This is a genomic window from Halorientalis pallida (genome assembly GCF_049605515.1).
GTDB classification, from domain to species: Archaea; Halobacteriota; Halobacteria; order Halobacteriales; family Haloarculaceae; genus Halorientalis; species Halorientalis pallida_A.
Genome location: NZ_CP187158.1, coordinates 2,250,029 through 2,265,462, shown reverse-complemented (window position 1 = coordinate 2,265,462; position 15,434 = coordinate 2,250,029). Strand labels below are relative to the sequence as shown.

The 15,434-nt window shown below is 68.8% G+C and carries 17 protein-coding genes; 7 read left to right on the top strand and 10 right to left on the bottom strand.

The window, feature by feature from the left end; all coding sequences use genetic code 11:
- Positions 1-12 precede the first annotated feature (12 nt).
- The 4 genes from nasA to mobA are packed head-to-tail and all read left to right on the top strand — an operon-like array spanning position 13 to position 4,311.
- Positions 13-2,214 (top strand): assimilatory nitrate reductase NasA, encoded by a 2,202-nt coding sequence (nasA, locus tag ACOZ4N_RS13195; protein WP_424016830.1) that lies wholly within the window; start codon positions 13-15, stop codon positions 2,212-2,214.
- Positions 2,211-3,548, top strand: a complete 1,338-nt coding sequence (locus ACOZ4N_RS13190; protein WP_424016829.1) for an MFS transporter — start codon at positions 2,211-2,213, stop codon at positions 3,546-3,548. Before nasA ends, ACOZ4N_RS13190 begins: the two co-directional genes overlap by 4 nt.
- The gene (locus tag ACOZ4N_RS13185; protein ID WP_424016828.1) at positions 3,548-3,691 is read left to right on the top strand and encodes a hypothetical protein; all 144 of its coding nucleotides are present in this window, start codon (positions 3,548-3,550) and stop codon (positions 3,689-3,691) included. Before ACOZ4N_RS13190 ends, ACOZ4N_RS13185 begins: the two co-directional genes overlap by 1 nt.
- 2 nt (positions 3,692-3,693) lie before the next feature.
- Positions 3,694-4,311: a molybdenum cofactor guanylyltransferase gene (mobA, locus tag ACOZ4N_RS13180; protein WP_424016827.1), complete on the top strand. Its 618-nt coding sequence runs from the start codon at positions 3,694-3,696 to the stop codon at positions 4,309-4,311.
- On the opposite strand, the gene ACOZ4N_RS13175 is transcribed toward mobA, so the two are convergent.
- Entirely contained in the window at positions 4,308-4,604 is a 297-nt protein-coding gene (locus ACOZ4N_RS13175; protein ID WP_424016826.1) for a hypothetical protein, read from the bottom strand. The genes mobA and ACOZ4N_RS13175 overlap by 4 nt on opposite strands.
- A gap of 339 nt (positions 4,605-4,943) precedes the next feature.
- Between ACOZ4N_RS13175 and ACOZ4N_RS13170 the strand changes: the two genes are divergently transcribed.
- The 3 genes from ACOZ4N_RS13170 (at position 4,944) to ACOZ4N_RS13160 (ending at position 7,875) form a co-directional block, all read left to right on the top strand.
- Positions 4,944-6,707: a nitrite/sulfite reductase gene (locus ACOZ4N_RS13170; RefSeq protein ID WP_424016825.1), complete on the top strand. Its 1,764-nt coding sequence runs from the start codon at positions 4,944-4,946 to the stop codon at positions 6,705-6,707.
- Positions 6,700-6,837 carry a hypothetical protein gene (locus tag ACOZ4N_RS13165; protein WP_424016824.1) on the top strand — a complete coding sequence of 46 codons (138 nt, stop codon included), beginning with the start codon at positions 6,700-6,702 and terminating at the stop codon, positions 6,835-6,837. Before ACOZ4N_RS13170 ends, ACOZ4N_RS13165 begins: the two co-directional genes overlap by 8 nt.
- Positions 6,838-6,984: 147 nt before the next feature.
- Positions 6,985-7,875: a mechanosensitive ion channel family protein gene (locus ACOZ4N_RS13160; RefSeq protein WP_424016823.1), complete on the top strand. Its 891-nt coding sequence runs from the start codon at positions 6,985-6,987 to the stop codon at positions 7,873-7,875.
- A 63-nt stretch (positions 7,876-7,938) separates the two neighbouring features.
- Here ACOZ4N_RS13160 and lrp read toward each other — a convergent pair whose 3' ends face one another.
- From lrp to ACOZ4N_RS13115, 9 genes are all read right to left on the bottom strand, one after another.
- The gene (gene lrp / locus ACOZ4N_RS13155) at positions 7,939-8,403 is read right to left on the bottom strand and encodes an HTH-type transcriptional regulator Lrp (RefSeq protein WP_424016822.1); all 465 of its coding nucleotides are present in this window, start codon (positions 8,401-8,403) and stop codon (positions 7,939-7,941) included.
- A gap of 3 nt (positions 8,404-8,406) precedes the next feature.
- Positions 8,407-8,772 carry a P-II family nitrogen regulator gene (locus ACOZ4N_RS13150; RefSeq protein WP_424016821.1) on the bottom strand — a complete coding sequence of 122 codons (366 nt, stop codon included), beginning with the start codon at positions 8,770-8,772 and terminating at the stop codon, positions 8,407-8,409.
- Positions 8,772-10,151, bottom strand: coding sequence for an ammonium transporter (locus tag ACOZ4N_RS13145; RefSeq protein ID WP_424016820.1), 1,380 nt, complete (start codon positions 10,149-10,151; stop codon positions 8,772-8,774). Before ACOZ4N_RS13145 ends, ACOZ4N_RS13150 begins: the two co-directional genes overlap by 1 nt.
- 441 nt (positions 10,152-10,592) lie before the next feature.
- Positions 10,593-11,087 (bottom strand): DUF7519 family protein, encoded by a 495-nt coding sequence (locus ACOZ4N_RS13140; RefSeq protein ID WP_424016819.1) that lies wholly within the window; start codon positions 11,085-11,087, stop codon positions 10,593-10,595.
- On the bottom strand, positions 11,084-12,346 hold the full coding sequence (locus ACOZ4N_RS13135) for a DUF58 domain-containing protein (RefSeq protein WP_424016818.1): 1,263 nt from the start codon (positions 12,344-12,346) through the stop codon (positions 11,084-11,086). The genes ACOZ4N_RS13140 and ACOZ4N_RS13135 overlap by 4 nt, the downstream gene beginning before the upstream one ends.
- Positions 12,343-12,873, bottom strand: coding sequence for a DUF7269 family protein (locus ACOZ4N_RS13130; protein ID WP_424016817.1), 531 nt, complete (start codon positions 12,871-12,873; stop codon positions 12,343-12,345). The genes ACOZ4N_RS13135 and ACOZ4N_RS13130 overlap by 4 nt, the downstream gene beginning before the upstream one ends.
- Positions 12,873-13,538 (bottom strand): DUF4129 domain-containing protein, encoded by a 666-nt coding sequence (locus ACOZ4N_RS13125; RefSeq protein ID WP_424016816.1) that lies wholly within the window; start codon positions 13,536-13,538, stop codon positions 12,873-12,875. The genes ACOZ4N_RS13130 and ACOZ4N_RS13125 overlap by 1 nt, the downstream gene beginning before the upstream one ends.
- Positions 13,539-13,614: 76 nt before the next feature.
- A complete protein-coding gene (gene hemB / locus ACOZ4N_RS13120) occupies positions 13,615-14,598 on the bottom strand; it encodes a porphobilinogen synthase (protein WP_424016815.1) in 984 nt (327 codons plus the stop codon).
- Positions 14,599-14,637: 39 nt separating this feature from the next.
- Entirely contained in the window at positions 14,638-15,408 is a 771-nt protein-coding gene (locus ACOZ4N_RS13115) for a lysostaphin resistance A-like protein (RefSeq protein WP_424016814.1), read from the bottom strand.
- Between the last annotated feature and the right edge of the window lie 26 nt (positions 15,409-15,434).

Sequence of the window (15,434 nt, the reverse complement as noted above, 5' to 3'; positions counted from 1 at the left end):
CGATTACGACGCATGAGCGAGTGGGTACCGACCACGTGCATGCGGTGTGCCGTCGGCTGTGGGCACAAACAGCTCGGGGTCGACGAGGGGTACGGGGTCGACGTAGTTCGCGGTGATGGTGAGCACCCGGTCAACCGGGGGCTGGCCTGCCAGCGCGGCATCGAGGAGAGCGCCGATCCCGACGGGCAGTGGCTCTCGAAGCCGCTGGTCCGCAAGGGCGGGGAGCTCGTCGAGACCTCGTGGCCCGACGCGCTGGAGCGCGTCGCCGAGCGGTTCGACGCGGCGCTGAGTCGGGACCGCGACGCCGTGGCAGTGCTGGGTAGCGGGCAACAGACCAACGAGGCGGCCTACGCGCTGGGCAAGTTGGCCCGCGGCGGCTTCGGGACGCGGTACTACGACGCCAACACGACGCTGTGCATGGCCAGCGCCGTCACGGCCTACTACGAGGCGTTCGGCAGCGACGCGCCGCCGACGACCTACGACGACATCCCCGAGGCCGAAACGCACGTCGTGTGGGGGGCCAACCCGGCCATCGCCCACCCCGTCATGTTCCGGTGGATTCGCGAGAGCGCCGGCGAGGACGACAGCCGGATGATCGTCGTCGATCCCGTCGAGACGGACACGGCGACGACGGCCGACGAACACGTCCAGCTCGACCCCGGCGAAGACCTCGCGCTGGCCCGGGCGGTGCTGGCCGAGATCGTCGACCGCGGCGCGGTCGACCGCGAGTTCGTCGACGAAGCGACCGACGGATTCGACGAGCTGGTCGCGGACCTCCCCGACCCAGCGGCGGCGGCCGCCGACGCGGGCGTCACGCCCGAGACCGTCGCGGACCTGGCCGCGGCCTTCGAGGACCGGACGCTGATCTACTGGGGCATGGGGATCAACCAGAGCGTCCGGGGCACCGACGCCGCACGGGCGCTGATCGACCTGTGTCTCGCGTCGGGTAATCTCAAGCCCGGAAGCGGGCCGTTCTCGCTGACCGGCCAGGCCAACTCGATGGGGACCCGCGTGGTCTCCTGCAAGGGGTCCTGGCCCGGCCAGCGGCCGTTCGACGACCCGATCCACAGGTCGGAAATCGCCGACGAGTGGGGCGTCCCCGTCGGCCGACTGCCCGACGACGTGGGTCCGGGACCGGTGGGGACGATGGAGGCCATCGAGGACGGCCCCGTCGAGGCGGTCTACGCGGTGGCGACCAATCCCGTCGCCGGGATGCCAGACGCGACGGCGGTCGCGGAGAAACTGGACGACGCCTTCCTCGTCGTGCAGGACAGCTTCCGGACCGAGACGACGGACCTCGCCGACGTGGTCCTGCCGGCCGCGACCTGGGGCGAGTCCGAGGGGACCGTGATGAACATGGAACGGACGGTCTCGCGGGTCCGCCCGGCCTCGGACACGCCGCCGACGGTCCAGCAGGACATCGACATCATCGCGGCCGTCGCCAACGAGATCGTCCCCGGCCTGTTGCCCGACCCCCCGGTCGATCCGGCCGCGATGTTCGACGAGTTCGCCGCCCTGACCGAGGGCACGAAGGCGGACTGTTCGGGCATCGCCTACGAGCGGCTCGACCACGAACTCGGCGTCCGCTGGCCGGCCCCCGAACCCGACGCCGAGGGCGGCTACCGCTACCACGAGTCCACCGACGACGGGGACGACTGGCAGTTCGCCACGCCCGACGGCACGGCGAACTTCTCGGACCCGCCCGAACCCGATCCGCTCCCGGAGCCGACCGACGAGGCCTACCCCCTCACGCTGACGACCGCCCGGGAGGCCGACGGCTACAACACGGGCGTCCGATCCCGGTCGGTCGACGACCCGGGACCGGTCACGGCCCGGATCAACCCCGAGACGGCCGCGAACGAACTCGCCGATCCGTCGGGAGCCGACGACGAACCCACGGTGGGCCTGGAGACGCGGCGGGGGGCGATCATCGCACAGGTCGATCCCGATCCGGCGGTCCCGGCGGGACTGGTGTGGCTCCCGATCCACCACCCGGCGACCAACGACCTGACCGTGCCGGCGACGGACCCCCGGTCGGACGAACCGAACCTCAAACAGTGTGCAGTCCGGGTCGTCGCGGACCCGTCGCTCGCGGCGTACGGAAGCACGGAACGGCGTTCCGTGGACCAGTCGAGCGGCGACGAGCCGCGAGACGGCGAGGGCGCGACCGACCCAGAACCGGTCGAACTCACCGACGGAGGTGAGCCACGATGACGAACAAGATAGAGCAACTCATCATCGCCACGGTCGCCTTCTTCTGGGCGTTCCTGATGTGGTTCTCGACGGCAGCGTTCAGTCCGAGTATCGCGGAGTTTTACAGCCTCTCGACCGAGCAACTGGCACTGCTCGCCAGCTCTGCGATCTGGCTCGCACCACCCGGCCGCGTGCTGGCGGGGTGGGCGGCCGACCGCCTCGGCGCGCACAACGTCTTCGCGATCATCCTGACCTACTCGGGCGCGGTGAGCATCCTCTCGGGGATGCCCTCGCTCGTCGGGTCGTTCGACGTCCTGTTCGTCGAGCGGATGATCGTCGCCTCGGCCGGCATCAGCTTCGTCGTCGGCATCCAGCACGTCGCCCAGTGGTTCGAGGACCACGAGATGGGCACCGCGGAGGGGCTGTACGCCGGCACCGGCAACGTCGGGGCGGGCGTGGGCGCCCTGCTGTTGCCCCGCATCTACGGGACGAACTTCTCGGACGCGTTCGTCCACCTCGGGATCGTCGCCCTGCTCATCGCGTTCGTCTACAAGTGGCGGGGTGAACCGGCGAAAAACCGGGCCAAGGCCCAGGCCGCCAAGGACAACTCCGGGCTGAAAGACACGATGTTCGTCTGGACGCGCTGGAGCGCCATCGCTCTGATGCTGGCTTACGCCATGTCCTTCGGCCTCGAAATCGCGATGAACTCCTGGCTGCCCGCCTACTACGCGGAGGGCTTCGGGGGCGCTATCGCCGACCTCGGGTTCGACAGCACGGCCGCCATCCAGACTGCGGCCGGGACGTTCGCGGCCGTCCAGTCGTTCAACGCCAGCCTGTTCAGACCGTTCTCGGGCTACATGTCCGATCTCTGGCAACGCAAGGGGTGGACGCCTTACCCCGTGATCTCCGATCAACACGACTACTCGCCGCGGGTCCACTGGCTGATGACCGCGCTGATCCTCATCACCTGTACGATGATCGGACTGACGATCATCGGCCTCGCGGGTATCCTGCCCGCGTCCGTGGTGATACTGGCCGTGTTCGGGATCACCGTGAGCTTCGGGACCGGCGGCGTGTTCGCCATCGTGCCCGTCATCTTCAAAGACCGGCCCGGGACCGCCTCGGGGTTCATCGGCGGCATCTCGACGGCCGGCGGGATCGTCTACCCGCTGGTGTACGGCAACCTGCCCAACATCCACACGGGGTACGCGGTGGTCGCCATCGTGTTCTTCCTGCCCTTCATCGGCTTCTTCGTGTGGGCGATGCGGTACGACGACGACCCCCGCGACCACGGCATCGGCACGGAGTCCAGCTGGCTCGGCACGCCGGAAAAGCCTGCAGGGGGTGACGACTGATGGGTGGACACGCCGGCGAACCGACCGGTGACTGGTACAAGTACGGGAAGGCCGTGCTGTACCTGGAGATGGTCATCGCGATTCTGGTGACCGTCTTCTCGCTGTACCTGGCCTTCCAGGGACAGGCGGGCTTCATCGCCTGAGGATGGGTCGTACTGCCGGTGTCGTCCTCGCCGGCGGTCGCTCGACCCGGTTCGAGGACGGGACCGCCCTCGCGACCGTCGACGGGACGGCCACCGTCCGCCGCGTCGCCGACCGCATCGCGACAGTCGCGGACGCCGTCGTCGTCAACTGCCGGCGCGACCAGCGACCGGCCGTCGAGCGCGTCCTCGACGACGCCGACTACGACCTGCGGTTCGCCGTCGATCCCGTCCCCGACCGCGGACCGGCCTACGGTCTCCGGACTGGACTGCGCGTGGCGGCGGCCGAGTACGCCATCGTCTGCGCGTGTGACCTGCCCTTCGTCGATCCGACGCTGCTGTCCTATCTCCACAACCGGGCGCGGGTCGAGCGGATCGACGCCGTCCTTCCCCGGGTCGACGGCTGTGTCCAGCCCCACTGTGGCGTCTACCACGTCGACCGCGGGCGGGACGCTTGCGAGTCGGCCGTCGACCGTGGCGGCGCGTCCCTGCAGACGGTCGCCGACGCGCTCGATCCCGTCGTCGTCCCCGAACCGACCGTCCGAGAGTACGCCGACGAGGACGCGTTCGTCGACGCCGAACGCGCGGCCGACCGATCCGGCGCGCCCGGCGATCCGATTTAGTCGGTCGCCGCCCCGACGTGTTCGCGGGCCTCCTCGCGCGTCATCCCGCGCACGCCACAGGCACAGGAGAGCAACTCCGGGTCCGCGAGGTCGTCCACCTGCTCGCGTCGCTCTCGCTCCAGCGTGTCCGTCTCGTCGTCGTACTCGAAGTACACCCGATAGCTGACCTGCGTGACACCCTCGATCCGGTGGTCTTCGTCGGGGTCGGGCTCGGCGATCTGGGCCTCGTGTTCGGCCTGCATCTCCCGTTTCCAGTCCTCCAGCGTCTTCTCCGGGTCCCGGTCGTCGGTCATGGCCGTGGCCTCACGGCCCCAGGACAAAAACGCTCCCCACACGCGGCCCCGCCGCTCGCGCGCGCCCGCGGCCTCGCCACCACGCCTCGACCAGTCGGCTCGACCCGAGATAACCGACTGTTCGTCCAACTGAACGTCCGTTTACTGCACGCTTTACGTCCTTAAACACACTTACGGTCATGATAAAGTAGACGAACGTCCCGCCGCCTCTCTTGGTTCTGTATATGTTCAACGATTAGTGTTATACGGGCGAAACTGGATCATTATGACGTAAACAGCTGGAAGTTCGTTTCGGTATTCCAGAGAAATCGTGACGCACACGTAATTCAGTGATCGACCATGCCACACAAGAAAGAAGGGATCAAAGACGAACTGTACGGCGACGAGGTACGGGAGAAACTCCTCGAATTCGCCGAGAAGGGGTGGGATTCGATTCCCGAGGACGAACGCGAGGAGTGGTTCACGCGCTTCAAGTTCTGGGGCATCTTCCACCAGCGGTCGGGCCAGGAGAGTTACTTCATGATGCGGCTGACCAACTGCGGCGGGGTCCTCGAACCCGGGCAACTCCGCGCCATCGGTGAGGTCGCCCGCGACTACGCGAAAGGACCCGTCGACAACCCCGAGTTCGGGAACGGGTGGATCGACCTCACGACCCGCCAGTCGATCCAGCTCCACTGGATCAAACTGGAGGACGTGCCCGAGATCTGGGAGAAACTGGAAGCCGTCGGCGTCTCCAGTCGCTCCTCGGGCGGCGACACCATGCGCAACATCTCGGGCTGTCCGGTCGCCGGCAAGGCCGAGGAGTACGTCGAGAGTCGCGAACTGCTCGACGAGATTCAGGACGACATCCGGGGCGACGACGCCCTCTCGAACATGCCCCGGAAGTTCAACATCTCCGTCTCGGGCTGTCGGCAGGGATGCGCCCAGGATTCGATCAACGACGTGGGGCTGGAACCGGCCCACAAGCTGATCGACGGCGAGGAGGTCGAGGGGTTCAACGTCCGCGTCGGCGGCGGTCTCGGCGGCCGCGAGCCCCGCCCGGCGCGTCCGCTGGACATCTTCGTCCGGCCGGAACACGCCAAGGAGACCGTCCGGGCGTTCGTCGAACTCTACCACGAGGAGGGCAACCGCGAGAACCGCCAGAAGAACCGTGCGCGCTTCTTCGTCGACGAGTGGGGGACCGAGGACATCCGCGAGGCGATGGCCGAGCGCCTGGACTTCGACCTCGAACGCGCGGGCACGGACTTCCGCGGCGACTACACCTACAACGCCGGCAGACCCGCCGAGCGCGGAGCCCACGACCACGTCGGCGTCTACGACCAGAAAGACGGCAAGAACTACGTCGGCCTGTCGGTCGCCGTCGGGCGACTCCCCGCCGAGGAAGCGATCGAGCTGGCCGACCTCGCCGACGAGTACGGCAGCGGTGAAGTCCGGCTCACCCGCCGGCAGAACCCGCTGATCATGGACGTGCCCGACGAGGACCTGGACGACCTGCTCGCCGAGCCGTTGCTCGACACGCACACGCCCGAACCGAACCCCTTCGTGCAGGGGGCGATGGCCTGTACCGGCACGGAGTTCTGTTCCATCGCGCTGACCGAGACGAAAGGCCGGACCGCCCGGATGCTCCGCTGGCTCCGGGACAACGTCGAACTCCCCGAGGACGTGGATCGGATCAAGATCCACTACTCGGGCTGTACGGCCGACTGCGGCCAGGCCATGACCGCCGACATCGGGCTTCAGGGGATGCGCGCCCGCAAGGACGGCGAGATGGTCGAGGCCATGGACGTGGGCGTCGGCGGCGGCGTCGGCGAGGAACCCAGCTTCGTCGACTGGGTGCGCCAGCGCGTGCCCGCCGACGAAGTGCCGGGCCTCATCAGAAACCTCGTCGAGGCCTACGCCGCGCTCCGCGAGGAGGGACAGACCTTCCGCGAGTGGGTCGACGCCACCGGCCAGGAGAACCTCGTCACGCTGGCCGAACCCGAGGAGACCAGTTACGAGGACCCCTGGCTACACGACGCGAAACAGTCGTGGTACCCCTTCGACGACGGCGAGAGTCCCGCGCCGACCGCCCCCGACGGGACGCCCCTCTCGGCCGATGACTGAGGACTCATCCCCTCGCGAGGACGTGGACCGACGGCGGACTGCATCGGCACCCGCCACCACGGCTGAGGATGCCGTGGCGGCTCCCGCCGACGCCGCGCCGGAACTCCTTCCGGCCGGGTCAGGCGAGTAACGACTTCCGGGTTTCGCTCACCCGCTTTTCGACGCCTCCGAGCGACAGCTACGCGACCGTCACTGCCGTCGGCCAGCGTCCCCGGACGAATCAGCCGCGGTACCGCAAGCAGTTGGGATTTTACCCGGCCGCGCCGACAGTCGGTGCATGCTCGGCCAAGTTTCGATCCCGGAGTGGGTGCGTGGGTTTCTGCTGGCGTACGATCAGGTACTCTCGGAGCTGTTCTGGTTCGTCGTCGGTTTCGTGGTGGTCTATCTCGTCGGGCAGGTCGTTCTCGCCCCGGTCGCCACCCGGGTCGTCCGGTCGCGGAATCGCAACAACCCGACCATCGTGTCCGCGACGGAGACGTACCTGCGGGTGTTCCTGATCGGGTTCGCGACGATCACGGGGATCATCGCCGCCGGCTACGGGTTCGTCTTCTCGGAGTCGGCGGTCATCATCGCGGCCATCACCTTCGTCTTCGGCATCGCGGGCCAGCAGGTCTTCGGCTCGCTCATCAGCGGACTCTTCCTCGTCACCGATCCCGACTTCAACGTCGGCGACTGGATCTCCTGGTCCGGCGGCGAGGGGACCGTCGAGGCGGTCGACTTTCGCGTCACGCGAGTCCGGACACCGAACAACGGGACGATCTCCGTCCCGAACACGGAACTCACGAGCAACGCCCTCACTCGTCCCTACGGCCGGGACCAGTACCGCGTCACGGAACGGGTGTTTCTCTCCTACGCCGAGGACACCGAACGGGCCCTGCTGGAACTCCAGCAGATCGCCACGAACCACGAGTCGGTCCTCGACGATCCCGCACCGAACGCACGGGTCCTCGACCTCGGAGAGAACGCCATCACGGTCCAGGTGGAGTTCTGGATCGACGACCCGAGCAACAGCGACATCGTGACGCTCCGTTCGGATTTCCGCCGCGTAGTGAAACGCCGATTCGACGAGGAGGGGATCACGATTGCACCACCCTCGGCGCAGTCGCTCTCGGGTGAAATCACCGTGACGGATCGGTCGGGCGACGAACCGCACCCCAGCGGGGAGTGAGGCACACACGGCCACCGGACCAGTGGTTCGGGGGTCGCGTGGAACCCGAAAAAAGCGCGTCGGTCAGTCCTCGGTTTCGAGGTCGACGGCGAACTGCGCGTTCTCCCGGACCACGTCGAGGACGACGCTGGTGTTCGCCGCCTCGACGTCGGGATCGGTCAGCAGGTCCTTGATCTTGCGGTTCATCTCGTCGGTGTTTTTGAACTTCCCGACCGCGACCACGTCGTGACCGCCGGTCACCTCGTAGACGCTGACCATCCGCTCGTGGTCACGCAGGCGGTCGACGACTGCGTTGAGGCCGTTGCCGTCCACGCTGAGGTGGAAGACCGCGGTCACGTCGTACCCGAGCCGGTCGTAGTCGACGACCGGTCGGTAGCTCTCGATGATCGCTTCGTCTTCGAGATCCGACAGCCGCTTCGAGACCGTCGTCGCCGCGAGACCGGTTTCGCTGGCGATCTCGCGGGCGCTGGCCCGGCCGTCGGCAAGCAGCGCGTTCACGATACGACGGTCGGTGTCGTCGACTGCCATCCGTCAGACCGCGTCGCGACCACGTTTGTCGGTCCGGATCTGGACGGCGTCGTCGACGTCGACGACGAAGACCTTGCCGTCCCCAGGTTCGCCGGTGTGAGCGGCGTCCTGAATCGCGTCGACGACGTCTTCGGCCGGCACGTCGGCGACGACCGTCTCCAGCTTGACCTTCTCGTGCAGATCGACGACGTACTCCTCGCCGCGCCACTGGCCTTTCTTGACCGGCTGGCTCCCGCGGCCGCGGACGTTCGTCACCGTCAGCGAGGGCGCGCCGACCTCGGCGAGCCCCTTCTTGACATCCGACAGCTTGCCGGGTCGGATGAACGCGATCACCATCTTGATACCGCCGTCGTTGGGTTCGTCACTCATCAGTTCTCACCTCCTTCGATCTCGCGACCGCCGTCCGACTGCAGGTCGGACGAGCTGTCGCTCGCGCCGCTCACGACACCGCCGTCGGTCTTGTACGGGCCGGTACCACCGTCAGTCATCGTCGCGTCGTCACCGAGCGAGAACTCGGGGTAGGTTTCGACGCCGTGTTCCGCGATGTCGAGGCCCTCGCGCTCGTGGCTCTCGGAGACGCGTGCCTGTCCGAGTGCCTTCAGCACGCCGAACACCAGGCCGGTCGCGAGGACCGTCCAGACCGTGATCGCCAGCACGCCAGCGACCTGCGTGATGACCGCGTTCACACCGGCGAAGCCGCCGGCGGCGACGAACGGGTACGCGAGCGTCCCGAGGACACCGGCGCTCCCGTGGACGGGGAAGACTGCACACACGTCGTCGATCTTGAGCGTCTTCTCGACGAAGCCGAAGACGATGGGGAGCTGCGCGCCGGCGAGTGCGCCGACCACGATTGCGCCCCACCAGCTGGCGACGTTGGGGATCGCCGTGATCCCGACGAGGCCGGCCAGCAGCCCGTTCGCGACGTACAGCGTGTCGACTTTGCCGGTCTTGGCGAGTGCGACTGCGCCGGCACCGATGGCACCCATCGCCATCGCCAGGGTCGTCGTCAGCGCGACGCGACCGAGAACGGCACCGTTGAACAGCATGCCGCTGTCACCGCTCGTGAAGATCGCGGCCGTGCCCACGTTGAACCCGTACCAGCCGAAGGCCAGGATCAGGGTTCCGAGCACGGCGAACGTCAGCGAGTGACCGGGGATGACGTTGACGCTGCCGTCACTGTTGTACCGGTCGATCCGCGGTCCGAGGACGTAGGCGGCCGTGAGGCCGGCGATGCCGCCCATCCCGTGGACGATCATCCCACCCGCGAAGTCCTGGAAGGTCGTCCCGAGGTACTGGGAGAAGTACGCACCGGACCAGGTGATGCCCGTGACGACGGGGTAGATGATCGCCGCCAGCAGGAACGTGTAGGTCACGTACGCACGGAGCTTCGCGCGGCCGGCCACCGCCCCGGAGACGATGGTCGCCGCCGTCATGGCGAAGACGGCGCCGTAGAGCCAGCTGCTGGCCCACGAGGACGGATCGGCACCGGCAGTCCAGGCGAACCCGGACCCGCCGACGAAGCTACTGACTCCCGCACCGATCAGGAAGAACGCCATCACCCCGACCGACCAGGTCAGCAGGTTCTTGGTCAGCTGGTTGGCGACGTTCTTCGAGCGTACCTGCCCCGCCTCCAGCATTGCGAAGCCGGCGTGCATGAAGAAGATCAGGAAGGAGACCACCAGAATCCACGTGAAGTTCACCGCGCTGGCGACCTCGCTCACGCCGACCTGCAACAGGATCGGGTCCATCAGGCCGACACCTCCGTTACACGGATTCCGGAATTACCCGCGTGTTTGTCTAACTTTTCACCGAAACGCGCTATGCTCGTTTGGTATTTCACGAGAGAAGGTCATGGAATCCCACTACATAAGGCTTAGCTTGAACATCGGGCAGTTTTCAACTCTTGGGTAGACGAACGTTGGAATTACAAGAGACTATTATCGATATAAGGTTGTATTCCGTCCAGTCTCTGGGCACTTGTTCGCGCCATTTCCGGACGTTCGTCAACCGGGGTTCGGACGGATTACCCGTTCGTAGCCGGTGCGCGCGCTCTGGATCACGATACGTTGTCTCGAACGCCTGTTTGGTACTGATTCGTTTCGACTCTCGCTCCATCTGGTGTATTTTTTCGAATTTTCTGCGCTGATCGACCGTTCGGACAGTTCCAGCGCGCACCCCGTCTGACGGTGTCACACGATCTCCGCTGGCGTGAGTGCGAGCGCGGTCGTCAGACAGATGCCGCCGACGAGCAGGAGGCCGACGCCGACCGGTGTGGTCTCGACTTCCACGACCGTGGGTGTGATCGCGACGCCGGCCGCCGCCAGCGCGACGGCGGTGGTCCCGGCGGCGTGGGTCGCCTCCAGCCGATGGGCGTCGGCTCCCTCGTCCAGCGCCGTCCGGAGTTCGGTGGCCGTCCGCCCGACCGTCCAGGCGACGACGACGGCCGCGCCGGCACCCACCAGCTGTGGGGCCCCGGCACCCGCCACACCGCCGGTCACGACCGCGCCGAACTGCCCGAGACTGCCGACCGTGACGAGGGTCGCCCGGCCGCGGACCGCTCCGACGGCGATCCCCGCCAGCCCGAGCGCCCCCAGCACCGTGGCGAGCGCTCCGACGCCCGCGAGGACGAACGCCACGAGGGCCGCGCCCGTCGCGTACCCGGCGGCGAGCCGACCGGGCCTCACCGCGACCACCCCGCGGTCGCCAGCGCCCGTTCGATCCCCTCGCTCGGTCCGACTTCCACGACGGGGACGCCGCTGGCGCGAACGTCGGCGAGCCGATCCCGGCGCTCGAACTGGACGAGCGTCCGGCCCGCCGAGTCGTCGGCCGTCGGATCCGGGCTGACGACGCTGATCGGCGTGCCCAGCGCGGCGATCCCCTCGATCAGCCCCACCACGGCGTCGTCGACCGCCGGCGTGAGCACGATCACCTCGGCCGTTCCCGGGAGCCGTTCCCGGAGCCACCCGCGACCGGCGTCGGTCGCGTCCCGCTCTCCCCCGCGCTCGACCGACTGGGTGAACAGTTCCCGTGCGCGCTGCTCGTGTGCGCGCCCGCGACCGGGCGCGAGCCACGCCCGCTCCGGACCCAGCGTCGCGACGCCGACCCGGTGGTCGTCGGCCGAGAGACCACCGAACAGCGCGGCGGCCGCCGACAGCGACCGCTCGATTGCGGTTTCGCCCTCTGGAGTCGGTGCCACCGCCGCCACGGCGCGGGTGTCGATCACGAGGACGACCGGGAGCGACCGTTCGGGGTGGAATTCGACCGTCGCCAGCTCTCCCGTTTTCGCTCGCCGCCGCCAGTCGACCCGGCTCAGCGGATCGCCCCGCCGGTACTCCCGGATCGTCCGGAAGGTCAGGCCGTCCCCGGAGCCGTCGACGGTCCGCCGGCCGGCGTAGGGGGCGGTCGCGGCCCGGAGCGGGAGCCGCTGGCCGTCGTCGAGTCGGGGCGGCTCGCCGACCGCCGTCGCGTCGTCGGCCGCGATCTCGACTCGCCGTTCGATCACGCCCGCGGCGTCCCGGAGGAGCGCCGTCGCCGGCTGGAACTCGTGGACGCCCGAGGCGGCCTCGACGGTGTAGGACAGCGTCGCCGTCCCGCCGGGCCGCAGGCTCGTCCCGAGACTCGGCGCGCCGTCGACGACCCGGAGCGCGGACGGCACACCGTCGACCAGCCGGCACTCCGGAATCGTCCGGTCACCGACGTTCTCGACCGCGAGCCGGACCGTCACCTCGTCGCCGGGCTCTGGGTCCGGATCGTTCACTGTCCGGGTGAGCGCGAGCGTCGCGGCCGGCGGCGCGACCACGCGCCCGTACGCCAGCAGTGCGACCGCGAGGGCGGCGACGGGCAACAGCGCCGGCGTCCAGGTGAGGAGGCCGAGCGCGCCCGCGAGCAGTGCCGCGGCGCTCAGTCCGCGCCACCGCCCGGTTCGCTGGACTGTCCCGGTCACGCCGCCACCTCCCGCAGTGCCGCGAGCGCGGCGCGGGCCCGCCGCGAGAACGTCGGCTCGCCGCGCAACACGGTCCGCACCCGGTCCCGCCGCGACGGCGGCCGTTCCTCGAAGAACGCCAGCGCGGCGTCGTCGTCGGTCCAGTCCCCTGCGGTCAACCGCTCGCGCGCTTCGGCCCGCGAACAGTCCAACCGGTCGGCGAGGACGGACGCGGCGACGGTCTCGATCCGGGCCCGCAACCGCGCCTGTTCGTCCTCGTCACGCGTCGAGAGGGCGGTTAACTGCCGATCGACCTCGTCGCCGGGTACCGGCCGCCCCCTGTCACCGGGGTTCGGGAGCGACCCGTCGGCGACCGTCGTCGACGAGCGGTCGAGCGCGGCCAGTCCGCCGACGCCCCCGGCCAGGAGCGCCGACCCGACGAGGACGACCACCGCCAGCCCGCTCCCGCCGACCGACAGCGGCGTGAACACCAGCACCGCGCCGGCGGCCGTCGCCGCGAACCCGACCGCGAGCAGGACCCGCTGCATCAGTCTTCGCCCTCCTCCACGAGCGCGGCCAGCGCGTCGCGGGCGCGGTCCTCGCGCTCCTCGGTCGGCTCGGCCGTGCCGTAGCGCACCCGGTCGAACAGGTCGGTCAGCCGTTCGACCGGCTCGGTGGCCGCGCCGGCGCGGGCCGCCTCGCGGGCGAACTCCCGTGGCGTGGTCGTCTCGCCGTAGGGCACGTCGAGTTCCGTCACCATCGTCCGCCAGGCGCGGTACACCTCGTTGTCCGCCGCGGCGTCCGGGACGAGTGGGGCCGAATCGGTCGCCCCGTCGTCGCCGTCGTCGTGGTCGACTCGCACGTCGGGTTCCGGGCGCTCGTCGGCGTCGCCGCGGCGGCGTCGCAGTCCGGCCAGCGCGAGGCCGGCGACGACCAGCGCCGTGACGGCCAGCAAGAGCAGGGGATTCACCGTGGGGAGCAGTCCCGCGACGAGGCCGTAGACGCCGCCGAGGGAACCGAGCAGGCTGACGCCGCCCGGGCCACTGCCCCCGAGACCGCCACCGCTGGTCGCGTTCGCGCTCACGTTGGTCGTGTTCACGGGTCCGCTCGCCACGCTGGGCGGGTCGAGGTCGGTGACGGCGGTAGCACCGACGGCGAACGCCAGCGCGGCCGAGAGGGCGATCAGGGCGATCAGGGGAGGGCGTTGCTGCACGACCGGCGGTTCGGTCGCCCGGCGTTTGAACACTGGCCGACGGTTTCCGGGTCAGAAAATCGTCGAAACTCGGTGACTACAACTGCGCGGCCACGTCCTCGGCGAAGTACGTCAGGATCAGGTCCGCGCCGGCCCGCTTGATCGACAGCAGTGACTCGTGGGCGACCGCTTCGAGGTCGAGCCAGCCCTTCTCGGCGGCGGCGTGGAGCATGGCGTACTCCCCGGAGACGTTGTAGGCCGCGACGGGATGGTCGAACTCCCGGCGGACCGCGCTCACGATATCCAGATAGGGCAGGGCGGGCTTGACCATCAACACGTCCGCGCCCTGTTCCACGTCCAGTTCGACCTCGCGCATCGCCTCGCGGGCGTTGGCGGGGTCCATCTGGTAGTGTCGGCGGTCGCCGAAGGCTGGCGCGCCGTCCGCCGCGTCCCGGAACGGGCCGTAGAAGGCGCTCTCGTACTTGGCCGCGTAGCTCATGATCGGCACGTCCGGGTAGCCCGCGCCGTCCAGTCCCTCGCGAATCGCACCGACCATCCCGTCGGTCATCGAGGAGGGTGCGACCATGTCCGCGCCGGCCTCGGCGTGGGAGACCGCCGTCTTCGAGAGGAGATCGAGCGTCTCGTCGTTCTTGACCGTGAGCGTCGGGTCGTCGGCCGCGTTCTCCTCCACGACCCCACAGTGGCCGTGGTCGGTGTACTCGCACATGCACACGTCCGTGATAACGTAGGCGTCGGTCTCGTCGGTGATCGCCCGGACTGCGCGCTGGACGACGCCGTCCGCGGCCCAGGCCCGGGTTCCTCGCGGGTCTTTCTCCTCGGGGATGCCGAAGACGATGACCGCCTCGACGCCGGTGTCGCGGATCTCCTCGACGCGGGCGACGGCCTCGTCGACGGGCACGCGCTCGTGGCCGGGCATCGAGGGGATCGGCTGGCGGTCGTCGGTCGTCGCGTCGACGAACACGGGCGCGATCAGGTCGCTCGCCGAGAGGTCGACCTCGCTGACGAGTGACCGGACGCCGTCCCGGCGGAGCCGACGGGGCCGGTGTGTGAGGTGGTCCATACCCGGCCGTATCAGCGGTATCGGCAAAAACGCACTGTTCTAGAGGGTGACCACGCCGAACTCCACCAGGAAGTAGCCGCTGGCCATGATCAACGAGTTGTAGAGGCCGTGCAGCCCGATGGGTACCCAGATCGACCCGGTCCGCTCGTAGCTGTAGCCGAACCCGAGGCCGACGACGAACACGATGCCGACCATCGCGGCCGCCCACTCCATCGAGTAGGACAGATACGAGGGGAGATGCAGGACCGCAAAGAGGACGCCCGCGCCCAGAATCGCGCCCGCACTCGACACCACCTCCCCGAGATACTGCTGGATGACGCCCCGGAACAGCGCCTCCTCACAGGGTGCGACGACGAACAGCGACAGCGGGATCATCGCGAGCATGAGCGCCTGCGGATCGATGGACACCTCCGTGACCCGTGCCGGGAGCAGGGGGAACCCCAGCTGGAGGGCGACGAGTACCGCGACCGACCGGACGGTGAACAGCGCGACCGCACCACCCGCGACGTACGTCACCAGTCGGCTCCGATCCGGGAGCGCCAGTCCCACGTACCCCACCCCGCGGTCGGTCGCCTTGACGAACGTCAGCGCCGCGACACCGAAGCCGAGTTCGGCGATCCCGAGCGCGAAGGCGACCGTCACCACCGACGTGGGCAGGAACACCGTCGGGACGATCAACACGGCGCTACAGACGGCCGCGAAGACGGTCAGGCCGACCGCGACCGCACTGCGTTTCAAGCGGGGCCAGTCGCGTCCCTCCGCGAGCGATCCGGCGTCGGTCCGATCCGGTCGGTCGGTCGGGTCGGACATGTGTCTCTACCTTCTCCGTCGACTGA

What these genes read in the sequence shown, in the direction of transcription:
- ACOZ4N_RS13185 (WP_424016828.1), top strand. Translation starts at nt 3,548, where the DNA reads ATGGGTGGACACGCCGGCGAACCGACCGGTGACTGGTACAAGTACGGG.
- ACOZ4N_RS13115 (WP_424016814.1), bottom strand. Translation starts at nt 15,408, where the DNA reads ATGTCCGACCCGACCGACCGACCGGATCGGACCGACGCCGGATCGCTC.
- lrp (WP_424016822.1), bottom strand. Translation starts at nt 8,403, where the DNA reads ATGGCAGTCGACGACACCGACCGTCGTATCGTGAACGCGCTGCTTGCC.
- ACOZ4N_RS13175 (WP_424016826.1), bottom strand. Translation starts at nt 4,604, where the DNA reads ATGACCGACGACCGGGACCCGGAGAAGACGCTGGAGGACTGGAAACGG.
- ACOZ4N_RS13130 (WP_424016817.1), bottom strand. Translation starts at nt 12,873, where the DNA reads ATGCAGCGGGTCCTGCTCGCGGTCGGGTTCGCGGCGACGGCCGCCGGC.
- mobA (WP_424016827.1), top strand. Translation starts at nt 3,694, where the DNA reads ATGGGTCGTACTGCCGGTGTCGTCCTCGCCGGCGGTCGCTCGACCCGG.
- ACOZ4N_RS13160 (WP_424016823.1), top strand. Translation starts at nt 6,985, where the DNA reads ATGCTCGGCCAAGTTTCGATCCCGGAGTGGGTGCGTGGGTTTCTGCTG.
- ACOZ4N_RS13190 (WP_424016829.1), top strand. Translation starts at nt 2,211, where the DNA reads ATGACGAACAAGATAGAGCAACTCATCATCGCCACGGTCGCCTTCTTC.
- ACOZ4N_RS13170 (WP_424016825.1), top strand. Translation starts at nt 4,944, where the DNA reads ATGCCACACAAGAAAGAAGGGATCAAAGACGAACTGTACGGCGACGAG.
- ACOZ4N_RS13150 (WP_424016821.1), bottom strand. Translation starts at nt 8,772, where the DNA reads ATGAGTGACGAACCCAACGACGGCGGTATCAAGATGGTGATCGCGTTC.
- ACOZ4N_RS13165 (WP_424016824.1), top strand. Translation starts at nt 6,700, where the DNA reads ATGACTGAGGACTCATCCCCTCGCGAGGACGTGGACCGACGGCGGACT.
- ACOZ4N_RS13145 (WP_424016820.1), bottom strand. Translation starts at nt 10,151, where the DNA reads ATGGACCCGATCCTGTTGCAGGTCGGCGTGAGCGAGGTCGCCAGCGCG.
- hemB (WP_424016815.1), bottom strand. Translation starts at nt 14,598, where the DNA reads ATGGACCACCTCACACACCGGCCCCGTCGGCTCCGCCGGGACGGCGTC.
- nasA (WP_424016830.1), top strand. Translation starts at nt 13, where the DNA reads ATGAGCGAGTGGGTACCGACCACGTGCATGCGGTGTGCCGTCGGCTGT.